The sequence below is a fragment of the Flavobacterium sp. SP2 genome (genome assembly GCF_057626655.1).
On sequence record NZ_JBVHBT010000003.1, the window covers coordinates 266,592 to 291,979 of the forward strand.

At 32.0% G+C, this 25,388-nt stretch carries 18 protein-coding genes; 17 read left to right on the forward strand and 1 reads right to left on the reverse strand.

All coding sequences use genetic code 11. The annotated features are described in order from the left end of the window. The first annotated feature begins 1 nt into the window (after position 1). The 10 genes from hemF to ACZ098_RS09155 all read left to right on the forward strand — a co-directional run bounded on the left by hemF (position 2) and on the right by ACZ098_RS09155 (position 16,736). Positions 2–904 (forward strand): oxygen-dependent coproporphyrinogen oxidase, encoded by a 903-nt coding sequence (gene hemF / locus ACZ098_RS09110; protein WP_487311443.1) that lies wholly within the window; start codon positions 2–4, stop codon positions 902–904. A gap of 158 nt (positions 905–1,062) precedes the next feature. Beyond that, positions 1,063–3,363, forward strand: a complete 2,301-nt coding sequence (locus ACZ098_RS09115) for an NADP-dependent malic enzyme (RefSeq protein ID WP_487311444.1) — start codon at positions 1,063–1,065, stop codon at positions 3,361–3,363. A 72-nt stretch (positions 3,364–3,435) separates the two neighbouring features. Continuing rightward, positions 3,436–4,017, forward strand: coding sequence for a Holliday junction branch migration protein RuvA (ruvA, locus tag ACZ098_RS09120; RefSeq protein ID WP_487311445.1), 582 nt, complete (start codon positions 3,436–3,438; stop codon positions 4,015–4,017). A gap of 3 nt (positions 4,018–4,020) precedes the next feature. Continuing rightward, positions 4,021–11,205, forward strand: coding sequence for a T9SS outer membrane translocon Sov/SprA (sov, locus tag ACZ098_RS09125; protein ID WP_487311446.1), 7,185 nt, complete (start codon positions 4,021–4,023; stop codon positions 11,203–11,205). Positions 11,206–11,274: 69 nt separating this feature from the next. After that, entirely contained in the window at positions 11,275–11,655 is a 381-nt protein-coding gene (gene gcvH, locus ACZ098_RS09130; RefSeq protein ID WP_487311447.1) for a glycine cleavage system protein GcvH, read from the forward strand. Continuing rightward, positions 11,648–12,025 carry a VanZ family protein gene (locus ACZ098_RS09135; RefSeq protein WP_487311448.1) on the forward strand — a complete coding sequence of 126 codons (378 nt, stop codon included), beginning with the start codon at positions 11,648–11,650 and terminating at the stop codon, positions 12,023–12,025. Before gcvH ends, ACZ098_RS09135 begins: the two co-directional genes overlap by 8 nt. 56 nt (positions 12,026–12,081) lie before the next feature. After that, positions 12,082–12,825 (forward strand): deoxyribose-phosphate aldolase, encoded by a 744-nt coding sequence (gene deoC / locus ACZ098_RS09140; protein ID WP_487311449.1) that lies wholly within the window; start codon positions 12,082–12,084, stop codon positions 12,823–12,825. 16 nt (positions 12,826–12,841) lie between these two features. Beyond that, complete coding sequence (locus ACZ098_RS09145) at positions 12,842–14,965, forward strand: capsule assembly Wzi family protein (RefSeq protein ID WP_487311450.1); 2,124 nt, start codon at positions 12,842–12,844, stop codon at positions 14,963–14,965. A 40-nt stretch (positions 14,966–15,005) separates the two neighbouring features. Beyond that, on the forward strand, positions 15,006–16,064 hold the full coding sequence (locus tag ACZ098_RS09150) for a tetratricopeptide repeat protein (RefSeq protein WP_487311451.1): 1,059 nt from the start codon (positions 15,006–15,008) through the stop codon (positions 16,062–16,064). Positions 16,065–16,118: 54 nt separating this feature from the next. Then, positions 16,119–16,736, forward strand: coding sequence for a helix-turn-helix domain-containing protein (locus ACZ098_RS09155; protein WP_487311452.1), 618 nt, complete (start codon positions 16,119–16,121; stop codon positions 16,734–16,736). Positions 16,737–16,749: 13 nt separating this feature from the next. Here the strand turns inward: ACZ098_RS09155 and ACZ098_RS09160 are convergent, their stop codons facing one another. Then, positions 16,750–16,959, reverse strand: coding sequence for a hypothetical protein (locus tag ACZ098_RS09160; protein WP_487311453.1), 210 nt, complete (start codon positions 16,957–16,959; stop codon positions 16,750–16,752). Between the two features lie 258 nt (positions 16,960–17,217). Between ACZ098_RS09160 and ACZ098_RS09165 the strand changes: the two genes are divergently transcribed. The 7 genes from ACZ098_RS09165 (at position 17,218) to cyoE (ending at position 25,388) form a co-directional block, all read left to right on the forward strand. Further along, positions 17,218–18,789: a vitamin K epoxide reductase family protein gene (locus ACZ098_RS09165; protein ID WP_487311454.1), complete on the forward strand. Its 1,572-nt coding sequence runs from the start codon at positions 17,218–17,220 to the stop codon at positions 18,787–18,789. 86 nt (positions 18,790–18,875) lie between these two features. Then, positions 18,876–19,046 (forward strand): hypothetical protein, encoded by a 171-nt coding sequence (locus tag ACZ098_RS09170; RefSeq protein ID WP_487311455.1) that lies wholly within the window; start codon positions 18,876–18,878, stop codon positions 19,044–19,046. Between the two features lie 18 nt (positions 19,047–19,064). Further along, positions 19,065–19,265 (forward strand): hypothetical protein, encoded by a 201-nt coding sequence (locus tag ACZ098_RS09175; protein WP_487311456.1) that lies wholly within the window; start codon positions 19,065–19,067, stop codon positions 19,263–19,265. 290 nt (positions 19,266–19,555) lie between these two features. Continuing rightward, a complete protein-coding gene (locus ACZ098_RS09180) occupies positions 19,556–21,751 on the forward strand; it encodes a peptidase domain-containing ABC transporter (RefSeq protein WP_487311457.1) in 2,196 nt (731 codons plus the stop codon). A 1-nt stretch (position 21,752) separates the two neighbouring features. Next, positions 21,753–23,036, forward strand: coding sequence for an HlyD family secretion protein (locus ACZ098_RS09185; protein WP_487311458.1), 1,284 nt, complete (start codon positions 21,753–21,755; stop codon positions 23,034–23,036). 238 nt (positions 23,037–23,274) lie between these two features. Further along, positions 23,275–24,219: a hypothetical protein gene (locus ACZ098_RS09190; protein ID WP_487311459.1), complete on the forward strand. Its 945-nt coding sequence runs from the start codon at positions 23,275–23,277 to the stop codon at positions 24,217–24,219. Positions 24,220–24,485: 266 nt separating this feature from the next. Next, positions 24,486–25,388 carry a heme o synthase gene (gene cyoE, locus ACZ098_RS09195; protein WP_487311460.1) on the forward strand — a complete coding sequence of 301 codons (903 nt, stop codon included), beginning with the start codon at positions 24,486–24,488 and terminating at the stop codon, positions 25,386–25,388.

Consider the following 25,388-nt stretch of genomic DNA (forward strand, 5'->3'; position numbering starts at 1 on the left):
AATGAAGGATAAATTTTATCAATACATACAAGTTTTACAAGATCAAATTGTTGCCGGATTGGAATCTGTTGAAGGAAAGGCAAAATTTCGTGAAGATATTTGGCAACGACCTGAAGGTGGTGGCGGAAGAACACGTGTTATAGAAAATGGTAATGTAATAGAAAAAGGCGGTGTAAATATTTCTGCAGTACACGGAAAATTACCCGAAGCTATGCAGAAAATGTTCAATGTTGGTGAAGCCGATTTTTTTGCTTGTGGATTAAGTTTGGTTATTCACCCACGAAACCCAATGGCTCCAACGGTTCATGCCAATTGGCGTTATTTTGAAATGTATGATGAAAACCAGAATATAATTAACTCGTGGTTTGGTGGTGGTCAAGATTTAACACCCTACTACTTGTTTGAAGAAGATGCCATTCATTTTCATCAAACATGTAAAACTGCTTGTGACAAACACAACCTAGATTTTTATCCAAAATATAAAAAACAATGCGATGCTTATTTTTGGAACGCACATAGAAATGAAGCACGTGGCCTTGGCGGATTATTTTTTGATTATTGCAAAGAATCACAAACGATGAAGATGGAAGATTGGTACAATTTTGTAACCGAAGTAGGCAATAGTTTTATTACTGCTTATGTGCCAATTTTGGAAAAAAGAAAAGATTTACCTTTCACTGAAGCACAACGTAATTGGCAAGAAATTCGCCGTGGACGCTACGTAGAGTTCAATTTAGTTCACGATAAAGGTACATTATTTGGACTTAAAACCAATGGACGAATAGAAAGTATATTGATGAGTTTGCCTCCAAATGTACAATGGGTTTATGACCATCATCCGGAAGCTGGAAGTAGTGAAGAAAAATTAATTCAAGTTTTAGAAAATCCTATTGATTGGATTTAAAAATAGAGTAGCAATTATAAAAAGCTTTTGGAGATTAGTATCCAAAAGCTTTTTTTAGTTTTAGTTAATTCTTTTTCAGTTTGTTTAAAAGAAAATCATTTAAACTTGACTTTTTACAATCATACCTCTAACTTTGCCAGTTAGAAAAAAAACATAAAATGCATAAAGACAGTAAACGTAGAGAAGCACTTTTATACCATGCAAAACCTACACCAGGAAAAATACAAGTAGTTCCAACTAAAAAATATGCTACACAAAGAGACTTATCTTTAGCCTATTCACCAGGCGTAGCCGAACCATGTTTAGAAATAGCCAAAGATGTAAATAATGTATATAAATATACGGCCAAAGGTAATTTGGTTGCAGTTATTACAAACGGTACAGCAGTTTTAGGACTTGGTGATATTGGTCCAGAAGCGTCTAAACCTGTGATGGAAGGAAAAGCATTATTGTTCAAAATTTTTGCCGATATTGATGTATTTGATATAGAAATTGGTACTAAAGATATAGATGCTTTTATTGAAACTGTAAAAAATATTGCGCCAACATTTGGAGGTATTAATCTAGAAGATATTAAAGCTCCTGAGTCATTCGAAATTGAAAGAAGACTTGTTGAAGAACTCAATATTCCAGTGATGCACGATGATCAACATGGAACTGCAATAATTTCTTCCGCTGCATTGTTAAATGCTTTAGAGCTTGCTGAAAAAAATATTTCAGAAATAAAAGTTGTGATATCGGGTGCTGGTTCAGCTGCCTTAGCATGTGCTAATTTGTATGTGTTGTTGGGCGTTCAGTTGCACAATATTATTATGTTCGACAAAGATGGCGTTTTATCAAGCGATAGAACCGATTTGTCTGAACTGCAAAAAAGATATTCTTTTGGTAAAGCCGGAATTCAACTTGCCGAAGCCTTGCAAAATGCCGATGTTTTTCTTGGGCTTTCTGCCGGAAATATTCTGAAACCAGAAATGCTTCTAGCTATGGCAAAGGATCCAATTGTTTTTGCTATGGCAAATCCAGTTCCTGAGATTGATTATAACTTGGCCATTGCAACTCGTGACGATATTATTATGGCTACGGGACGATCTGATCATCCTAATCAAGTAAATAATGTTCTTGGTTTTCCATATATATTTCGCGGCGCATTAGACGTTCGTGCTACCAAAATAAACGAAGCTATGAAAATGGCTGCAGTTAAAGCTTTAGCCGCATTAGCCAAAGAGCATGTTCCTGAACAAGTGAATATTGCCTATGGTGAAACGAAACTTAATTTTGGACGCGATTACATTATTCCAAAACCATTTGATCCAAGGTTGATAACAATGGTAGCGCCTGCGGTTGCAAAAGCTGCTATGGAAAGTGGTGTTGCTTTAAATCCTATTACCGATTGGGAGAAATATGAAGAAGAATTATTAGAACGATTAGGTTCTGATAACAAAATGGTTCGCTTATTAACGAATAGAGCAAAAACAGATCCTAAACGTATAGTTTTTGCAGAAGCCGATCAATTGGATGTTTTAAAAGCAGCTCAAATTGTATACGAAGAAGGTATTGGCCATCCGATATTACTTGGTAGAAAAGAAGATATTTTAGAACTAAAAGAAGAAATTGGGTTTGATGCCGATGTTCCAATTTTTGATCCTAAAACACAGGAAGAAGACAAGCGAAGACTTGAATATGCCGATATTTTTTGGAAATCACGTCAGCGTAGAGGCATTTCGCTTCTTGATGCACAGAAATGGATGCGAGAACGAAATTATTTCGCCGCAATGATGGTCAATCAAGGTGATGCTGATGCCATGGTTTCGGGTTATTCTAGAAGTTATCCATCGGTTGTAAAACCTTTAATGCAGCTTATTGGTAAAGCTTCTGGAATTTCACTCATTGCAACTACCAATATGATGATGACCAACCGCGGACCAATGTTTTTATCCGATACGGCTATTAATCCTAATCCGTCTGCAGATGATTTGGCTAAAATTGCTTTGATGACTGAGAAAACGGTAAGAATGTTTGGAATGGAACCCGTAATTGCTATGGTTTCTTTTTCAAATTTTGGTTCTTCATCCCATGAAAGTGCTAACAAAGTTCGCGAAGCTGTTGCCTATCTTCATAAATATTATCCAGATTTAATTGTTGATGGTGAAATCCAAACCGACTTTGCTTTGAATCCAGAAATGCTTCAAAATAAATTTCCGTTTTCTAAATTAGCAGGTAAAAAAGTAAATACACTTATATTTCCAAATTTAGAATCGGCTAACATTACTTATAAATTACTGAAAGAACTTTATAAAGTTGATTCAATCGGACCAATTATGTTAGGAATGGAAAAACCAGTCCACATTTTTCAATTGGGAGCAAGTGTTGAAGAAATGGTTAATATGGCAGCAGTAGCTGTAGTTGATGCACAAGAAAAGGCTAAAAGAATTAAAAATTTTGATGTAAAGTTGGTTTAGAAAAAGGGTATAACTAATGGCTATTCAACTTTTTTGCTATATTTGAAACAAGTTTTGAAAGATAAAAATTAAATGATATCACATATTCAAGGAAAATTAGTAGAAAAATCACCAACCGACGTCGTAATTGATTGTAATGGTGTGGGTTATCATATTAATATATCGCTACATACGTATTCGTTACTTCCGAAAACCGATTTTGTAAAATTATTTACACATTTGATCATCAAAGAAGATTCACATTCCTTGTACGGATTTGTTGAAAAATCAGAAAAAGAGATTTTCAAAATGCTTTTAACAGTATCTGGCATTGGAGCTGGAATTGCTAGAACCATGCTTTCGTCGATAGAGCCAAAGCAAATAATAAATGCATTGGCAAGCGGAAATGTTGGCACAATTCAATCTATTAAAGGTATTGGAGCCAAAACCGCACAAAGAGCAATTTTGGATTTAAAGGATAAAGTGTTAAAAATATATGATTTAGATGAAGTTTCTATGTCTCAAAGCAATACAAATCGAGATGAAGCGTTATCTGCTTTGGAAGTTCTAGGATTTGTTAGAAAATCATCAGAAAAAATAGTTGATAAAATAATTACTGAAAACCCAGATGCAACCGTTGAAACGATAATCAAGCAAGCATTAAAAAATCTATAATTTTTGAAAACACATTACGCTAAGTTTGCTAAAATTGCTACTAAAATAGTTTACGCTTTATTAGTATTTTTATTTTCTAATTTTACATTCGCTCAAGTTGATGAAGAGGTTAATGACACTGTAAAAGGATACAATACAGGTGCAATTGCAATTGGAAATCCAAGAAGCATTGTTGAAGCTTATACTTATGACCCAATTACAGATAAATATATTTTAACCAAAACCTTCGAAGGTTTTAATATCAATTATCCAATTATTCTAACTCCAAAGGAATATCAAGATCTAGTTTTAAAAGAATCGATGCGTGATTATTTTAGAAAAAAATCCAATGCAATTGACGGAAAACTGGCAGGAAGTGAGAAAGACAAAAAAGATTTATTACCTCGATATTATGTAAATTCAGGTTTTTTCGAGACAATATTTGGCGGAAATACCATTGATGTAAAACCCACAGGTACTGTCGAAATGGATCTTGGAGCCCGATATACCAAGCAAGACAATCCTTCTTTTTCTCCTAGAAACAGAGCTACTACGACTTTTGATTTTGATCAGCGAATCAGCATGAGTTTGATGGGTAAAGTTGGTACTAGGCTTAATGTAAATGCTAATTACGACACCGAATCTACTTTCGCATTTCAGAATTTAATAAAGTTGGAATACACGCCAACAGAAGATGATATTATTCAAAAAATTGAAGTCGGAAATGTGAGTATGCCCTTAAACAGTTCACTGATAAGAGGTGCACAAAGTTTGTTTGGAGTAAAAGCACAACTTCAATTTGGTAAAACTACGGTTACAGGAGTTTTTTCTGAACAAAAATCGCAAACCAAAAGTGTAACTGCGCAAGGTGGCGGAACTATTCAAGATTTCGAGCTTTTTGCATTAGATTACGATGCTGATCGAAACTTTTTTCTATCGCAATATTTCAGAAACAAATACGATTCGTCGTTAAGAAATTATCCTTTAATTGACAGTAGAGTTCAAATTACCCGAATAGAAGTTTGGGTGACCAATAAGCAAAACAGAGTTAGTACAACAAGTAATAACTTAAGAAACATTATTGCACTGCAAGATTTAGGTGAAGCACGTTTAACTGGCTTATCAGATGCTGAGGTAGTTGCAAATGAATCTTTACCAATAGATCCATTTTTTAATAATCCTGCAGATTCACCGTCTGATAATACCAATAACGATTATGATCCTGGGTTAATTCCTACCAATGGAGGTTTGTTAAACACCAACATAAGAGAGATTGTAACTTCTGGAGCAGGATTTAATAACACAACGCCAGTAAGCGAAGGTACTGATTATTCCAAGCTTGAAAATGCTAGAAAACTTGGGCCAAATGAGTTTACGTTTCATCCGCAATTGGGATATATTTCGCTACAACAAAGACTTGCCAATGACGAAGTTTTGGCGGTAGCTTATCAATATACAATTGGAGATCAAGTGTACCAAGTTGGAGAGTTTGGAACCGATGGTGTTGACGCAACTCAAGTTAGTGGCGGTGTTCCAACAACACAAGCATTGATACTAAAAATGCTGAAAAGTAATTTGACCAATGTAAACAAACCAGTATGGAACTTGATGATGAAAAATATTTATCAAATTCCTGGTGCCTATCAATTACAGCAAGAAGATTTCAGATTCAATATTCTTTACACCGATCCATCACCTTTAAATTACATTACACTTACGCCACCGCTTCCTGTGCCAGATAATGTAACAGAAACTCCTTTGTTAAAAGTTTTTAATGTAGACCGATTAAATTTTGGTGGCGATCCACAAGTTGGTGGCGACGGATTTTTCGATTTTGTTCCGGGTTTAACAGTTGACCAACAAAATGGTAGAATCATATTTACCTCTGTAGAACCATTTGGAAGTCAATTATTCGAAAAATTAAGAACCAACCCAACCGAAGTTTATAATGCCGATCCATTAATTGGTGGATATAATGCCAATCAAACAAAGTATGTTTTTAGAAGTATGTACCGCAGCACACAAGCTGCAGCGTTACAAGATAGTGACAAAAATAAATTTCAATTAAAAGGTAAGTTCAAATCTTCTGGAGGCGATGGTATCCCAATTGGAGCTTACAACGTTCCAAGAGGTTCTGTAGTAGTTTCTGCTGGTGGAAGAGTTTTGGTAGAAGGTGTTGATTACAGCGTAAATTATCAAGCAGGACGAGTTCAAATTTTAGATCCGTCACTTGCAGCGTCTGGAACTCCAATTGAAGTTTCGGTAGAAAACAATTCTGTTTTTGGGCAACAAACCAGACGTTTTTTCGGGGTAAATGTGGAGCATAAATTTTCAGATAAATTTCAAATTGGCGCTACGTTCTTAAAAATGTCTGAAAGACCTTTTACCCAAAAATCAAATTACGGACAAGAATCGGTAAACAACTCAATTTTTGGTTTAAACTTAAATTACTCAACTGAAGTGCCATTTCTAACTAGAATGGTAAATAAGTTACCTAATATGGACACCGATGCTCCATCCAACATCTCTTTTAGAGGAGAAATTGCTTATTTAAAACCAGACGCTCCAAAAGCCGATCAATTTCAAGGCGAACCAACTATTTATGTTGACGATTTTGAAGGTTCTCAAACTACAATCGATATGAGATCTGCCAATGCTTGGTCGCTTTCTTCAACGCCAGAGCGAAATGCAACTAGCGATTATCCTGATTTTGGAGGAACATCAACAACATTAGAGTACGGATATAAAAGAGCCAAACTTAATTGGTACAGTATCGATCCAATTTTTTATACGCAACCACCAGCAGGAATAGATCAAAATGATTTATCTTTTAATGGTACAAGACGAATCTTTAGCCGCGAATTATATCCTAATACCGATATTGTTCAAGGTCAGTCGCAGGTTATCAATACATTAGATTTAAGCTATTACCCAACAGAGCGCGGACCTTATAATTTTAATCCAGCCGCTGCTTCAACCAATGATTTACCAACTCCTGAACAGAATTTTGGAGGAATAACGCGACCAATAAATTCAACCAATTTTGAACAAGGAAACGTTGAGTTTATTCAGTTTTGGATGCTTAATCCTTATAATTATCCTGGCGATCCCAACCCAGAAGAAACTAGTAATGTTAATCAAGGAAAGCTCTTTTTAAACATAGGTGAAATATCAGAAGATATTCTTAAAGATGGAAGAAAACAGTATGAAAATGGTTTACCAGAAGCAGGTTCTAATCAGCCAACGGTAACATCAGTTTGGGGAAAACAACCAGCGTCTCAATCGTTAATTTATGCTTTTGATACCAACGGTGCTAATAGAAATGCGCAAGATGTTGGTTTCGATGGATTAAACGATGCTGAAGAAGGCGCACAATTTCCAACATTTGCTGCACAACCCGATCCAGCAGCAGATAATTATCAATATTTTTTAAATACTACCGGAAGTATTTTCGAACGCTATCGAAATTACAACAATTTACAAGGGAACTCTCCAATAGATGTAACTGATACCAATCGGGGTTCGACTACTGTTCCAGATGTAGAAGATATCAATAGAGATAATACTATGAATACGATCAATGCTTATTACGAATATGGCGTTGAGATCAGTCCGACTGCATTGGCAACTATAGGGCAAAATTATATTACCGATATTAGAGAAACAGACGTAACATTATCTAACGGAAGTTCTGCAAAAGCAAGATGGGTATTGTTTAAAATTCCAGTTTCGCAACCTGATAATGTTATTGGAAGTATTACCGATTTTAGATCAATTCGTTTCATGAGAATGTTCATGACGTCGTTTACTGATAAAGTTACTTTACGTTTTGGCGCATTAGATTTAGTACGAGGCGAATGGAGAAGATATACAAATACACTAGATTTTGCCGATACTAATGTTGATGATGACGGAACCACATTTGATGTTCAAGCAGTAAACATTCAGGAAAACAGCCAACGTTCTCCAATTCGTTACGTTTCGCCTCCTGGAGTTGTACGCGAACAGTTGTATAATAACAATACTTTGATTAATCAAAACGAACAATCGTTGGTTTTGCGTGTAAAAGATTTAGAACCAACAGATTCAAGAGCGGTATTTAAAAACGTAAGTGTTGATATGCGTCAGTACAATAAAATACGTATGTTTTTGCATGCTGAAGGTTTAGCTGATAACGAAAATTCTTTTCAAGATGATGAGTTGGTTGCTTTTTTAAGATTTGGTAACGATTTTACTCAGAACTACTATCAAGTTGAAATTCCGTTAAAGAAAAGTGCCTTTGCATCCAACACTCCAGAACTGGTGTGGCCAGAAGAAAATGAAATCGACCTGGCATTATCATTGCTTACAAAATTAAAAATACAAGCAATGTCTATTGATCCGTCAACACTTCCAGATGGCGTGTATTTTCAAGATGAAGATCAATTAGATGCTTCATTGGCTAATAAACCCAATAAATTACGATTGGGTATTAAAGGAAATCCAAATTTTGGATTGGTAAGAACTTTAATGGTTGGATTAAAAAATCAAACCAACGTAGTAACACCAACTAGAGATATTGGAGGTGAAGTTTGGTTTAATGAGTTGCGTCTTTCCGATATGGACAATAAAGGCGGAATGGCAGCAGTTGCTAGCATGGATGCAAATTTAGCCGATTTTGCAAATCTTTCTGCAACAGGTAGATTGAGTACTTTTGGATTTGGCTCACTGGAACAAGGACCAAACGAACGCAGTAGAGAAGATATAAAGCAGTATAACATTGTTACAAATGTAAGTTTAGGAAAATTATTGCCTAAAAAATGGGGTATCAATTTGCCATTCAATTACTCAGTTGGAGAAGAGTTCATTACACCAGAGTACGATCCTTTTAATCAAGATATTCGTTTGCAACAACTACTTGATAATACATCTAGCGAAGCTGAAAGAAGTAATATTACAAATAGAGCAATAGATTATACTAAAAGAAAAAGTATCAACTTTATTGGAGTAAAAAAAGAACGTGGCGAAAAACAAAAACAACATTTTTACGATCCTGAAAATTTGACGTTGTCGTATTCCTACAATCAGGTTGACCGACATAATTATGAAATTGAAGACTTTATCGATCAACAAGTAAATACTGCCGCAGATTATACTTTTGCCTTTAAATCGAAACCAATTGAGCCTTTCAAAAAAGTAAAGAAATTTCAGAAAAGCAATTATTGGAAACTATTGAAAGACTTCAATTTTAATTATTTGCCTTCTAATGTTTCTTTCAGATCTAATATTGTGAGACAGTATAACAAACAACAATTCCGATTGGTTGATGTTGAAGGTATTGGTTTGGAATCTCTTTATCAGAGAAATTATTTGTTTAATTACCAGTATGGATTTAATTACAATTTGACAAAAGCACTAAAGTTGAATTTTAGTTCTTCCTCTAATAATATTGTTAGAAATTATTTAGATGAAAATAATCTGCCTGATAATTCCAACACTATTTGGACTGATTTTTGGGATGTTGGAACAGCGAATCAACACACACAACAACTGGTTGTAAACTATGAATTGCCGTTAAACAAATTACCATTTTTAAGCTTTGTTCGCTCTAATTATACATACACTGGTGATTATAATTGGCAACGTGCTTCTATTGCTTTATCTTCATTTGAAGCCGAAGATGGAACTATTTATGATTTAGGAAACACGATCCAAAATGCAAGTTCACACAAGTTGAATACGTCATTCAATATGGATAGTTTTTATAAATACATTGGATTGACAGCTACCAAAAAGAAACCTGCTGCGCCAGCAAGACCAGCAACACCACCAAAACCAGGTCAAAAAATAGTTAGTAATGCACCTCAAGTCGTAAACGAACGAAGTGTTTTCTTGCAAGGATTGATTGGTGTTCTTACCAGTGTAAAAAATATAAATGTAGATTATACCGAAAATCGAGGAACAGTACTTCCAGGTTATACTCCAGGTATTGGTTTCTTTGGAAGTTCTAAACCTACATTAGGATTTGTTTTTGGAAGTCAGGATGATATTCGATTCGAAGCGGCTAAAAATGGATGGTTAACTAATTATCCTGAGTTCAACCAGAATTATTCTCAAGTTACCAACAAAACGCTGAATTATACAGCTAACGTAGATTTGTTTCCAGATTTTAAGATTGACATCAACGGAAACAGAACCTATGCAGATAATTTTTCAGAACAATTTGATGTAACCAATGGAACATACAACTCTAGATCACCATATAATGTTGGAAATTTCTCAATATCAACCGTATTAATTAAAACTTCGTTTAGCACAAGCGACGAAAATGGTTCGGCTGCTTTTGATGAATTTAGAAAAAACCGATTAATAATTGCAAATCGATTGGCAGCAAATTCACCATTTTATACTGGTGGCACAACACCAGATGGTTTCCCGACAGGTTTTGGTAAAAACAGTCAAGATGTATTGTTACCTGCATTTTTAGCTGCCTATACTGGGCAAAATGCTTCCAATTCTTCTTTAGGAATTTTTAGAAATTTCCCTATTCCGAATTGGAATATAAAATACAGTGGATTGATGCGTTACCAATTTTTCAAAGACAAGTTCAAACGTTTTTCTTTACAGCACAATTACAAAGCATCCTATACTGTAAACTCGTTTCGCTCTAATTTTGAATACGATCAAAATCCAGGTGGAACTGATGTTGCAGGAAACTTCAGAAGCAAGACTATTGTTGGAAATATCAACCTAGTAGAACAATTTAGCCCATTGATGCGAGTAGATTTTGAATTAAAAAATTCATTTAAGTTTCTTGCAGAAATGAAGAAAGACAGGGCATTATCGATGAGTTTTGACAATAATTTGTTAACCGAAGTAAAAGGTGTTGAGTATGTTGTAGGACTTGGATACCGCTTTAAAGATGTAATATTCAGTTCGCAATTGTCTGACGATCCAACAGGGATAATTAAAGGTGATATCAATATGAAAGTGGATTTTTCATATCGTAATAACAAAACCATTGTGCGTTACTTAGATTATGATAACAATCAACTTGGTGGAGGTCAAAACATTTGGTCGGCGAAATTAACAGCAGATTATTCGTTTAGTAAAAATCTAACCGCAATTTTCTTTTACGATCATTCCTTTTCGAAAGCTGTAATTTCAACATCATTTCCATTAACCAATATCCGAACAGGATTTACACTAAGATACAATTTTGGAAATTAATTTTCTGAAAAAAACTTTAAAAATTTAATAAGTTACTTTACTTTTACACAAACAAAAAATACTAACACAATGAGTTTACCAAGTAATTTAAAATACACTAAAGATCACGAATGGGTTTCACTAGATGGTGATATTGCAACAGTAGGAATTACCCATTTTGCACAAAGCGAATTAGGAGATATCGTATATGTTGAAGTAGAAACTTTAGACCAAACTTTAGAAAAAGATGAGGTTTTTGGAACTGTAGAAGCAGTAAAAACAGTATCAGATTTATTCTTACCATTATCAGGTGAAATTGTAGAGTTTAACGACGATTTAGAAGCAAATCCAGAGCATGTAAATGCTGATCCATACGGGAAAGGTTGGATGATCAAAATTAAAATTTCGGATGCTGCACAATGGGACGAATTATTAGACCATGAAGCTTACGGGAAATTAATCGGTGCATAAAAAAATCATTATATTATTCCTTGCGTTAGCTTGGACAATAGTTATAACTGTTTTCAGTTTAATTACAATTGGAAAAATAGTTGATGAAGTTGAAGTGCCATTTAAAGATAAAATAGTTCATTTTTTGTTTTATTTTGTTTTTGTAGTTTTATGGTATTCCTATGTAAAATTTAAAAACATTTTTAAACACAGCGGACTTATTGTTTTAGTAACAGCAATAGTTTTCGGAATAGTAATCGAAATTTGTCAATCTACTTTAACAGTTGCGCGAAAAGGTGATCCAATAGATGTTTTAGCCAATTCAATAGGAGCAATTTCAGGACTAATTTTTATTGTTAATTGGAATAAATTTGTAACCAAAAAAAAATAAATCTCGCTTAGGTGGGATTTTTTTTTAATTTTATCTCAGATATAAATAGTCATCGCATGAACATCAAGCAATATCTCGATTCAACTTATTTAAAAACAGCAGCACAGGCTAATTTGAGTGCTATTGAAAACAACAAAATTGTTGTCAATACGATTCAAGAAGCTATTGATGAGCATTTTAAATTGATTATGATTCGTCCAGAATATGTAGTTGATGCTAAAAAAATGATTGTAGATGCTAATTCTAAATTAACCATTGGAACTGTAATTTCTTTTCCTGAAGGAACCAATACTTTAGAAGAAAAATTGGAAGAAGCGAGGCAAGCCATAAATAATGGTGCCGACGATTTGGATTTTGTTTGCAATTATGAAGCTTTTAAAGCTGGAGATGTAAGCTTGGTTAAAAAAGAAATTCTTGAAGGAACAAAACTTGGTTTAGCCAATAATAAAATCGTGAAATGGATTATAGAGGTTGCAGCATTAGACAGCAATCAAATTATTCAAATTTCAACCTTGATAAAAAATGTGGTTATGGCTAATTTTAAAGAGGAATGTTATAATTCGGTTTTTGTAAAATCGTCTACAGGTTTCTATAAAACTAGCGAAGGTGTTCCAAATGGCGCTACAATTGCGAGTGTAATAATGATGCTAGAAAACGCTTCGCCGTTGGCTATCAAAGCTGCTGGTGGTGTTAAAACCTATGATGAAGCAGTTGCAATGATTCAACTTGGTGTAAAAAGAATAGGAACGTCGTCTGCCAAAGCTATTGCAAATGGCGAAACCACAACCAATAATTACTAAATTTTTAAAATAGAGTATGTGTAAAAAAATTGTTCTTTTTGTAATTCTGTTTCACACTTTAAGTATTTGGGCTCAAAAAAGTAGCGAGCAATTTCCAAAGTTTCCTAATTGTGAAAAGGTAACTTCGCAAGAAGTAGAAAATTGTTTTTATACCGAGGTACAAACTTTTGTTTTTACTAATTTTAAAGTGCCTCAAAATCTCCCGACTGATTACAAAGGAAATGTAATAGTGTTATTTGAAGTAACCGATAAAGGAACGTTTCAAGTACAATATGTCGATGCCAACAACCAAGATTTGATTACCGAAAGCAAGCGAGTTTTTGCACAATTTCCACAAATAAAAGCGCCAACTTACAACGGAAAACCTACTTACGCTAAGTATACTATCAAGATTGCAATACCATTAGTTAATCCAAAAAACATACAACAAGTAGAAAATCAAAATAATAATGAAAATAGTGTTGTAAAAGCTTTTTCTAGTAGTAGCAAAGAAGATAAAAATAAAGAGTTACAAGAATATGACAGCATTGTGTATAAAAAGTTTCAAAATCCTGAAAATACAAGTCATTTAAATATACCGTTTTCTCATAGTTATTATGCGCAGTTTGACGCAGCTCTGAATCAAGTTGGATCTAACAATCATACTTCTTCTAAACCTTTTTCGTATGCCGAAGTTGCTAAATATTATGATATCAATGCGGAGAACCAAAAATTAGCTAAATCTAAAACTTCTTGGTGGGGAAAAAAGTTTTGGAATGAAAATATGGTTGCCATTCAAGGTGATGGTTATTGGTTTACTTTGAATCCAATTGTCGATTTACAATTAGGAAAATCCAGTCCTAGCAATGCTAAATATACTTATGTCAACACACGTGGAATTCAAGTTCGCGGTGGCTTGGGAGAGCAAATAAATTTTACTACAACTATTTACGAAAGTCAAGGTCGTTTTGCTGATTATTTTAACAACTATGCGCGTTCAATAAAGCCATCAGGTGGAAATCCTGCTATTATTCCTGGTATCGGAATTGCAAAAGATTTTAAAACAGATGCTTTCGATTTTCCACTTGCCGAAGCCAATTTATCGTTCATGCCAAATAAGTTTTTTAATTTGCAATTAGGATATGGTCGTAATTTTATTGGTGATGGATATCGTTCGTTATTGTTTAGCGATGGTGCAAGTCCGTATCCGTTCTTAAAAATTAATACCACCTTTTGGAAAATAAAATACACCAATACTTACACTTGGATGAAAGATGTTCGTGATGCTGTTACGGTAGATCGAACGTATGCCACTAAATATGTTGCCAATCATTACCTGAGTTGGAATGTAACTAAAAGATTCAATTTAGGTTTTTTTGAAAGTGTAGTATGGAGTAATCAAAACAATCGCGGATTCGATGCCAGTTTTGTCAATCCAATTATTTTTTATCGTGCGGTCGAATTTTCATCTTCTTCAAGAAGCGGAAATGCACTTTTGGGTTTAACAACTAAGTATAAGATTAACAATCAATTTAATTTTTATGCGCAATTTTTGCTTGACGAATTTTCGTTGGGAGATGTTAAAAAACAAGAAAACAGTTGGAAAAATAAGTTTGCTTACCAACTCGGACTGAAATATTTCAACGCATTTAATATCAAAAATTTGTTGCTTCAGGCCGAATACAATCATATTCGTCCGTACGTGTATGCGCATAGCGATGTTTTGACAAATTACGGACACAACAACCAAAGTTTAGGACACAATTGGGGTGGAAATGCCAAAGAGTTGATTGGAATTGCACGCTACCACAAAGGACGCTATTTTGCCGATGCCAAACTAACTTACGGAATTCGAGGTTTGGATTTTGATACAACTACAGATAGTAATAATTATGGTGGAAATATTTACAAAGATTATGAAGACAATCGACCATTTGATACTGGAGTAAAAGTTGGACAAGGAAACAAAACAACGATTATTATTGCCGATTTACAAGCCGGATATTTAATAAACCCAAGTACTAATATGAAGGTTTTTGGAAGTCTGATATACCGAAATTTTAAACCTACTGTTGAAACCGATTTAGTAAAAAAAGAAAGTACAACTTGGTTTTCAGTTGGATTACGTTGTGATATTTTTAATTGGTATTTGGATTACTAGGAATGGGTTTTTAATAGCACTTTTAAATTTAATTACCGCCATGAACAAATTTTTATTTTTATTTTTTTTACTTTTTACCACACTTGCTATTTCTCAAAATGATAAAGTGCTGTCCAATAAAGACTATTATTTACTGCAAGAAGAGTCAAGAAGACTTTTAAACGACAACAGAGATAGTTCATTTATACTTGCCAACAAAATTGAAAAGTCAGATAAATACCTGCATAAAGCGTTTGCTAGAGGAATTAAATCCTATTTTTTTCAATTGAAAGGTGATTCCATAAAAGCAAAAGAGTTTTATAAAACAGCTTTGTTTTTTTTAAATAAAGAAGAAAATTCTACAGAAAAACTCAAAATTCAATCGTACTTAATAAATTTTGAAGGACTTTCTGAATGGAAGAGAGGTAACTTACAAAATGCACTGGATTGTTTTGAAAAAGGGAAAAAAATATCTGTAAAAATTGATGATAAATTACAGAATATAAAATTTTTAGGAAATATAGCACTTATTTATGGTGAAATAGGAAAGTATAATGAAGCTGTTAGAGTAACAAATGAAGCTTTGTTATTAATTGATAAAAATTCTAGTCTTTATTATGAAAGCCAATATAATGCTTCAAAAAGCTTATATTATTTGCACCTTGGATGGTATTATCAAGAAAAGTTTCAAGTTGATAAAAGAAAAAAAATATTTTTAGATTCATCAACATATTACTATGATAAATCACTTATTTTCTCTGAAGATTTATTACTAAATACAATTAATGCTCAAAAATCAATTGGTATAAATTATATTTTTGATAAAAGGTATGACGACGCGCTAAATATTTTTAATAAAACCCTTGTTTTGATAAATGATACTGACATCCGTAGTGAACTATCGAATATCTATCGTAATGTTGGATATATATATTATTCGAAAAAGAAATACACGCAATCTTTAATTTATTTTAAAAAAATTGATTCATTGCATCTGAAAGATAAAAATCTTGTTAACACCTATGATTATATAAATTCTAGTTACTACCAAGCTAAAATATATCAGGAGTTGGGCAATCTTAAAGAGGCAAATCTATATTCAAAAATTTATGATGATTAATATAAAATCAACAAAGAATATTTAGATAATAACAAAATAGATTTAATAAATAGAATGAGTAATGAAAGCCTGCAGAAAGACATGCTAATTATTCAAAAAGAATACAAAAAATTATTTTTATTAGATTTTTTATTAAAAGGAACTGTCATCTTAGTTGTTTTAACTTTGATTTTTCTATTATCTAAGTCGAGAAGAGATAAAAAAAGAATTGTTGAAAAGGTGAATATATTGATACAAGAAACCAAAAAGGACAATAGTAGCGAAATCATTCAGGTAAATGAGGTGCTCAAAAAACCAATCCAAATATCCAATGAAGATGAAGAAGATATTTTGAAAAAAATAAAAGTTGTCAATGAAAAAAAAGAGTACTTAAAACAAGATTTTAGTCAGCAATATCTCGCTAAAAAGCTTAAAACAAACACAACTTATTTATCCTATATCTTTAATACAAACTATAATAAAACTTTTAGTTCTTATTATAATGAATTGAGATTGGATTTTGTGATTAATGAAATTCTTAATAACAAAAGATACAGAGAGTACAGCACTCAGGCAATTGCTGAAAGTGCAGGTTTTAAAAATGCAGATTCTTTTACAATATCTTTTAAGAAAAAAACAGGAATTACACCTTTTCAATTTATTAATGAAATAAAAAAAAGAGAGATTGTTTAATCTCTCTTTTTAATTAAGGTAATTGGTCTTTTGATCCACCAGCTGTTACGCCAGTTCCTCCTGGACCAACTGGGAACGGTCCCATTGGAACATCATCTTCATCATTAAGAAGTAATTCCTGACCAGGTCCATTATTTGGATTACCTCCAAAAATAGTTTTTAACTCAGTTCTAGCAACTTTTTTTTCTTGAAAATCTTCAATGTTTAATTTTTTAACTTTCATAACTTAAATGTTTACAATTAATTATTTCAAAACTACATAAAAATAACTTCAATTTTCTATTCAAAATATTTTGCACATTATTTATAACGCTATTATAAATTAAGTAATTGATATTGTGCGTTTTAGTTTAATTTTTTTCATCCTTTAATTTATAAAATATCGTTCCTTTATTTTAAAAAATATATGAATAGCGGAATTTCAAATCACTTTTTTTGTTAAAATTTGTAAAAGTTAAATCAATATAATTATTTACAAGTTATGTTAAAAATAATTCACAAATATTTATCGTTAAATGGATTTTCAAATGTAAAGGAAGAATATGAAGAATTGTTTCAATCACATCCGAACTATCCTAGTTTGTATGCCGTAACTGATACACTAGATTCATTATCAATTGAAAATATAGCTGCGAAAATTGATAAATCTCAAATAAATGATTTGCCAAATATCTTTTTGGCTACCATATCAGCTAATGATTATAATGAACTGGTATTGGTTGAAAGAGGTACTAATAGAATTATTGTTGAAACTGAAAAAGGCGAGAAAGTTGCTTATTCAGTAGTTGATTTTATTAGGATTTGGGATGGAATTATAGTCGCCGTTGAACCAAATGTGTCGGAGAAAGTTATTGCAGTAAAAAAAATCAATTATTTATGGCAATTACTTAGTTTAGCGGTGGTTTTCGGAATTTTTATTTTAAGAAACGGACTTTACTGGGAACAATTATTTTTCTTTTCTACTTCGATAATCGGACTTATAGTTGGGTTTTTTATTATTCAAGAAAAGTTAGGTGTTCCAAATAAGATTGCATCAAAAATTTGTACTGGGTTAAAATCAACTTGCGACTCAGTAATAAAATCTAAAAATAGTGAAATCAATAGTTGGTTAAGCTTTTCTGATTTTCCTATATTATTTTTTGGAATCAATATTGTGTCAATTTTTCTTTTGGTGTCATCAATTAATTATGTCGGGATTGCTAGCGTTTTGTCACTGCCATTTTTAGCCTATTCTATTTGGTTACAAAAAAGTAAACTTAAAAAATGGTGCGCGCTTTGTTTAATAATAGCTTCATTAATTTTTCTTCAAAGCATAGTTTTCTTGTTTTTAAATGATATTTCATTAAATCTAAATTTCAATGGAAGCTTTCATTATTTTTTTAGCGTCGTATTTATTTCATCAATTTGGTTTTATATAAAACCTATTCTTGAGAAAAAAAGTAAAAGTGAAAAACAACTTTCAGAGCATATTCGATTTAAAAGAAATTATGGACTATTTAATTATTTATCGAAGGAGATAAATTCATTGCAAGGATTTGAATATTTTCATGGAATAAATTTTGGAAGTCAATCAGCAAACATACAATTGACGTTGATTTTAAGTCCAAGCTGCGGTCACTGTCATAAAGCTTTTAAAGAGGCAAAGAGTTTAGTGAGTAAATATCCTGAAAAAATAAAACTACAAATACTTTTTAATGTAAATCCAGAAAATTTAGATAATCCATATCAAGCGGTTGTGCAAAATTTATTAGCTATTAGTTATTATAGAAAAGAAGAAGTGCTACAAGCATTAACAGATTGGCATATAAACAATTTTAGTTTAGAAGTTTGGCTAAAAAAATGGTGCGCAAACGGAATAACTGTTGCTATTGAAAAGCAACTTCAAGCTCAATATGATTGGTGTTTAAAGAACAACCTAAACTACACACCTGTAAAAATCATTAATGACAAATTGTTTCCTGATGAATATGAAATTAGTGAATTAAGATATTTTTTAAACGATTTAGACGAACAAATAAAAGAGGAAAATACAGAAGTAGCAGTAGCTATTTAATTTAAAATATTGTTGCAACGATAGTCAAAAATCTCAATTGACTTAAAAAAGTTTGAGATAATTAATCAATTTTAATATTTAACATTATGAAAAAATCAATTTTAAATTTAGGTGCTCAAGAGTTAACTAAAAAGGAGCAAAAAAACGTGTATGGCGAAAGAGCGAAAGCATATCTATGTAAAGATCTTGCTTGTCCTGCTGAAGCGCCTTGTCAGGAAACTGCCAATGGTCCAGTATGTGTTCACACAGTTTATTAATAACTTATACGTTAAATTATGAAAAAATCAATTTTAAATTTAGGTGCTCAAGAGTTAACTAAAAAGGAGCAAAAAAACGTGAATGGTGGTTTAATAAAATGTCACGATGTTGCGAATTCTACTTGTCCTGCAAATATGTGTTGTAGTAATGGCACTTGTATTTTTCCAACACCTCAAAAACCTTGTTATAGAACCCCACCATTTGGAGGAGAACTTTAATAATAGATTATTTTAGTGCTAAAAGGAATCAGTTTTAATATTGTTCTCAAGAGTTAACTAAAATAATAATAATTGAAATAATTGCTCAATGTGATTCATTTTATTATTAAAGTAAGCGACAAAGTTGCTATAAAGGTATTTACAATAGAGATCAATGAGAATAATGTTGAAAATCACTAGTGAACCTCTAATGCAAAGATGTGAGCTAAAATTATTATAAATCCTTTGAACTGTCTGAAAATATTTTTCAGACAGTTTATTTTTAATATATTTGAAATTATATAATTATTTTGAAAAAATTCCCAACTTACATACAAGCCGATTCCAAAGATTGCGGTCCAACGTGCCTAAAAATTATTGCTAAATACCATGGCAAAACTCTCAATATTCAAACATTAAGAACTTTTAGTGAAACCAATCGAGAAGGAAGTAATTTATTATTTCTTAGCGATGCTGCAGAGAAAATTGGTTTTAGAACACTTGGAGTAAAACTAAGTTTAAATAAATTAGAAGAAGCTCCATTACCATGTATTCTTCATTGGAATAAAGAACATTATGTAGTGCTTTACAATATAAAAAAAAATAATTACTTCATTTCCGATCCAGCTGTAGGGTTAATTGACTACACAAAAGAAGAATTCATAAAATTTTGGATTGGAAATAATGCCAACGAAACTTCTGAAGAAGGAATTGCATTGTTAGTAGAGCCAACTCCTAAATTCCATCAATCAGAATTTGACTTAGAAGATAATAAAAGTAAATTTGGTTTTGGACTTTTATTCAATTATATCTTACCCTATAAATCGTTTATTTTTCAGCTAATTATTGGGTTATTAGCAGGAAGTTTATTGCAATTAATATTTCCATTTCTAACGCAAAGTGTTGTCGATGTTGGAATTCAAAATCAAAATATTCATTTTATTTACATGGTTTTGTTTGCGCAATTATTTTTGTTTTTTGGCAAAACTGCTCTTGAACTCATACGAAGTTGGATACTATTACACCTTTCGTCACGAATAAATATATCCTTAATTTCCGATTTTTTTATCAAATTGATGAATTTACCTATTTCGTTTTTTGATGTTAGAATGACAGGTGATATTATGCAACGCATCAATGATCATCATAGAATTGAACGAATATTAACCACTTCGTCTTTGAGTGTTTTATTCTCTTTACTTAATATGTTTATAATGGGTGGCGTTTTGGCCTATTACAATCTACAGATTTTCACAGTTTTTTTTATAGGGAGTTTTTTCTATTTTTTATGGGTAATTTTATTTTTAAAGAGAAGGGAAAAATTAGACTATAAGAGATTTTCAGAAGTTTCGCAAGAACAAAGTAAGGTCATCGAGCTTATCAATGGAATGCAAGAAATAAAATTGCATAATGCTGAAAAACAAAAGCGTTGGGGTTGGGAATATATTCAAGCAAGATTGTTTAAAGTTTCGATGAAAGGGCTAGTTTTAGAACAAACTCAAAGTGTTGGGTCTAATTTTATAAACGAATTAAAAAATATTATAATCATCTTTTTGTCGGCAAAGTTAGTAATTGATGGACAAATAACATTAGGAATGATGATGGCAATTAGCAGTATTGTTGGAGGCTTGAATGGTCCAATTGTTCAGTTAATAAGTTTTATTAGAGAAGCTCAAGATGCAAAAATTTCATTAGCAAGACTATCCGAAATTCATGATAAAGAAGATGAAACTCAAAACGATGAAGAAAAGATTCACGATATCCCTCAGGAAGCTGATATTGTAATTAAAGAATTGTCTTTTAGATACATTGGTTCGGATGTAAATGTTTTAGAAAATTTGAATTTAACTATTCCAGCTAATAAAATAACAGCAATTGTAGGAACAAGCGGAAGTGGTAAAACTACTTTAATGAAATTACTACTGAAATTTTATGAACCAAGTTCAGGTGAAATTTTAATCAATAAAACGCAATTGTCTAAATTGTCACAAAAAGCATGGCGTTATCATGTAGGTTCAGTTATGCAAGAAGGTTATATCTTTAGTGATTCTATTGCTAATAACATTGCCATTGGAGTTGATATAATTAACAAAGACAAACTAGTTTATGCTTCTGATGTTGCTAATATTAAAGCATTTATAGAGGATTATCCGCTTGGCTACAATACAAAAATAGGTATGGAAGGCGTTGGAATGAGTACCGGACAAAAACAACGATTACTTATAGCTAGAGCAGTTTATAAAAATCCTAAAATGTTATTTTTTGATGAAGCAACTTCAGCTCTTGATGCGAATAATGAAAAAGAAATCATGGGAAAACTAGATATTTTCTTTAAAAATAAAACGGTTGTTGTGATTGCGCATCGTTTAAGCACGGTTATCAACGCTGATCAAATTGTAGTTTTAGAAAAAGGTAAAATTGTTGAAATTGGAAACCATAAAGAGCTTGTAGATTTAAAAGGAAGTTATTATGAATTAGTTAGAAATCAATTACAATTAGGAAGTTAAAATGTCAGAAATTAAAGATATAAATTTACGTAGCGAAGAGGTTCAAGAAATCCTTACACGTGTTCCTCATTGGATGATTCGTTGGGGAAACATTGTGGTGCTTTCGATTGTTTTATTGATGTTAGGTGTTTCATGGATGATTAAATATCCTGATATGATTTCAACTCAAATTAGCATAACAACGCAAGTTCCACCACAAAAGTTAATTGCTAAAACTTCAGGAAGAATCGAAGCTATTTTAGTAAAAGATAAAGCTGATGTTCCCGAAAAAACACCGTTGGCTGTTATAGAAAATGCTGCAAATTATAAAGATGTTTTTTTGCTAAAAAGCATTATCGATTCTTATGTAATTGATGAAAAACCTTTTCCTTTTGAAAAAACACAAGCATTACAACTTGGTGATATTGAAAGTTCCTATGCACTTTTTCAAAAAGAATACTCAGCCGAGGAACTTAGTTTTAAATTGCAACCTTATAAAGTTGAAAGTTCAGCACAAAGTTTAGAATCTATTCAACTTCGTGAAAGATTAAGTTTGTTAGAATCACAGAAAAGCATCAATCAGAGCGAATTAGAACTTCAAAAAAAAGATTTAGAACGCTATGAATTATTGTATAAAAAAGAGATTATTTCAACACAAGAATTAGAAAAGCAACGACTGCACTATTTACAATCACAAAAAAATTATAAAAGTTTTTTAAGTACCATTTCCCAACTAAAATCATCTTTAAATGATTTGAATAGAAACAGTAAAACAACAATTATTAATGAGAGTAAAGAAAACATAAATTTAAATAGAAATGTAACTCAAGCATTTTATCAATTGAAAAAAGCTGTAAAAGATTGGGAATTAAATTATGTTCTTTGCTCATCTATTGCTGGCAAAGTTACATTTTTGCAGCTTTGGTCAGAAAATCAATCAGTCGTTTCAGGCGATAATGTTTTTGCAATTATTCCATCTAATGAAACTAATTATATTGGAAAACTTAAAGCCGTAGCGCAAAATTCGGGTAAAATAAAAATTGGTCAAGATGTAAATATTCGTTTAGCAAATTATCCTGATAGAGAATTTGGAATTCTAAAAGGAAAAATAAAATCAATTTCTTTAACACCCGATAAAGATGGAAATTTACTTATCGATATTTGGTTGCCAAATGGATTAAAAACTTCTTACGATAAAAAAATAATTTTCCGCCAAGAAATGTCAGGTTCAGCCGATATTATCACAGAAGATTTACGTCTTTTACAGCGACTATTATATCAATTCAAAGATATTTTCGAAAGATAATCTAACTCCACTTTAAATTGTATACAATTTTATCAATTGTTTTTTCTCAAATCCTCTTTTGATTAACTACTTTTGGATAAGATGTAAAAAGCAATACCAATCAAATTGAGTTCAATTATAAATACGCTTTCTTGAAAGTCTGCTTAATTCGATTTTAAAGAAAGCATCACGTGGTTTTCTTTAGAATTACATTGTTACATCTTTAAATGGAATTTGGATTATTAAAAAAAAAAATGAAATGAGGAGAACTATAATAGTGTTTGTTGCACTCTGTTTTATTGCTTCTTGTAGATCTAAAAAAGCTACTCCTGAAAATTATATAGTAAAAGTCGAAAAAGAAACTAACTATATTCCTTATTTTTTAAAAGTATACGAGGCGGACAGTTTATATTTGATTAAGGATTATCAGAAAAGTTATGTTATTTTAGATAGTCTGTTTAAAAAGTTTAAGCCTCTCAATACCGAGCAATATAAAGAATATGAAACCTATTTGGCTTGTGCATACGCAATCAACGCAAAATTAAAATTTAAAGATTCAATTTTAAAATCGATTGAAAATTATGGAAGTAATTCGAGATATTTTAAATACGATAGCTTGATGAATTTAGCATTTAAAAACTCGGGTATTACTGATGGAGAGATTTTAAATGCTACTCAAACTTATAGAAAAAAATTGAATTTTACACTCAGAGATTCAATTCAGAAAATGGTTGAAATGGACCAAGTAGTAAGAAAAGATGTTATCGATTTTGATAAGATGAGAGTTGTTGATTCTATAAATCAGATAAAACTCGAAAATATATTGAATAAATATGGTTTTCCGCATGAAAAATTAATTGGAGAGTTTTACATTGATAGTGTTTTTACGGATTTAGGCACTATTTTTTTGCATACAAATAAAGACTTTCGTTCCAACATTTTGTTGCCGAAGATTCTAAACGCAGTTAAAAATGGGTTGGCTTATCCTGAAAATTATTCGCAATCCTACGATAGGATGCTTGAAAATACTCAAGGGATTCAGCTTTATGGAAGTTATACGCTTACTAAGAATTTAAAAGATATAGTTTTAATTGACGCTCTAAAAATTGACTCTATTCGCAGCAGTATTGGTCTGCCTTCTCGTACCTATAAACGATGGCGGTTTAAAATTAAGTATGAGCTACTTCAAAAAAGAGAAGATTAATTTTTAAATTTTCAAATTCTAATTTCAAAAAAGGCAAAAATTATCTAGCCCTGATGCAAGGGAAAAACTCCCGATTTTTCATCGGGATTTTGGAAAGGCAGCAGGAAAATGGATTGTAGAGAAAGCCCGAACCATTTGCTCCTAAAAAGTTAAAATTTAATTGATAAAACATTAACTTTTGTTCGCAAAAAAAATCTAAAAACTAGCATTAAAAATCTACAATGTAATTCGTACCTTTGCACAATTAAAAAACACAATAAATTAGTTTGGAGGCAACGGCACAAACATTTTCTATAAAAGCAATCTACAAAGATTTTCTTGAAATAACCAAAGCAAGACTGGCTGTTAGTGTTGTTTTTTCATCAATTGCAGGATATTTACTTGGGTTTGATGATGTACATCCATTTAGTTGGCAAACCTTATTTATTTTATCAGTTGGCGGTTATTGCATGGTGGGTGCTTCTAATGCATTCAACCAAGTTATCGAAAAAGATCTCGACGCCTTGATGGACAGAACTAAGAATAGACCAGTGCCATCGCTTCGCATGACGCCCAATGTTGCCCTATTTGTTGCAAGTTTGCTTACTATTATTGGTTTGATTTTATTGTATTTAATCAATCCGAAGACGGCAATGTTCGGAGCGATTTCGATATTTTTATACACAAGTCTCTACACGCCTTTAAAAACAATGACGCCACTCTCGGTGTTTGTTGGTGCATTTCCTGGAGCAATTCCGTTTATGTTAGGTTGGGTTGCAGCAACTGATCATTTTGGCATTGAAGCTGGTACATTATTTTTAATTCAATTTTTCTGGCAATTTCCTCATTTTTGGGCAATTGGGTGGTTTCTTTTTGAAGATTATGAGAAAGCAGGATTTTTTATGTTACCCACAGGTAAGAGAGATACAAAAACTGCTACACAAATTCTTTTGTATACAGGATGGTTAATAATAGCATCGCTGTTACCAGTTTTAGGATATACAGGACAGCTACATATTTCAATAATTTCGGCAGTTTTGGTTTTTTTATTGGGTTTGTGGATGCTTTTTTATGCTGCCAAATTGTATCGAACTCGTACAGCTAAATCAGCAAGAACATTAATGTTAGTTAGTGTTTCCTATATTACTTTGTTACAAATAATTTATATAACAGATAAATTTTTAAGATAA

Coding starts and splice junctions, on each gene's coding strand:
- hemF (WP_487311443.1), top strand. CDS start 2: ATGAAGGATAAATTTTATCAATACATACAAGTTTTACAAGATCAAATT.
- ACZ098_RS09115 (WP_487311444.1), top strand. CDS start 1,063: ATGCATAAAGACAGTAAACGTAGAGAAGCACTTTTATACCATGCAAAA.
- ruvA (WP_487311445.1), top strand. CDS start 3,436: ATGATATCACATATTCAAGGAAAATTAGTAGAAAAATCACCAACCGAC.
- gcvH (WP_487311447.1), top strand. CDS start 11,275: ATGAGTTTACCAAGTAATTTAAAATACACTAAAGATCACGAATGGGTT.
- deoC (WP_487311449.1), top strand. CDS start 12,082: ATGAACATCAAGCAATATCTCGATTCAACTTATTTAAAAACAGCAGCA.
- ACZ098_RS09145 (WP_487311450.1), top strand. CDS start 12,842: ATGTGTAAAAAAATTGTTCTTTTTGTAATTCTGTTTCACACTTTAAGT.
- ACZ098_RS09150 (WP_487311451.1), top strand. CDS start 15,006: ATGAACAAATTTTTATTTTTATTTTTTTTACTTTTTACCACACTTGCT.
- ACZ098_RS09155 (WP_487311452.1), top strand. CDS start 16,119: ATGAGTAATGAAAGCCTGCAGAAAGACATGCTAATTATTCAAAAAGAA.
- ACZ098_RS09160 (WP_487311453.1), bottom strand. CDS start 16,959: ATGAAAGTTAAAAAATTAAACATTGAAGATTTTCAAGAAAAAAAAGTT.
- ACZ098_RS09165 (WP_487311454.1), top strand. CDS start 17,218: ATGTTAAAAATAATTCACAAATATTTATCGTTAAATGGATTTTCAAAT.
- ACZ098_RS09170 (WP_487311455.1), top strand. CDS start 18,876: ATGAAAAAATCAATTTTAAATTTAGGTGCTCAAGAGTTAACTAAAAAG.
- ACZ098_RS09175 (WP_487311456.1), top strand. CDS start 19,065: ATGAAAAAATCAATTTTAAATTTAGGTGCTCAAGAGTTAACTAAAAAG.
- ACZ098_RS09185 (WP_487311458.1), top strand. CDS start 21,753: ATGTCAGAAATTAAAGATATAAATTTACGTAGCGAAGAGGTTCAAGAA.
- ACZ098_RS09190 (WP_487311459.1), top strand. CDS start 23,275: ATGAGGAGAACTATAATAGTGTTTGTTGCACTCTGTTTTATTGCTTCT.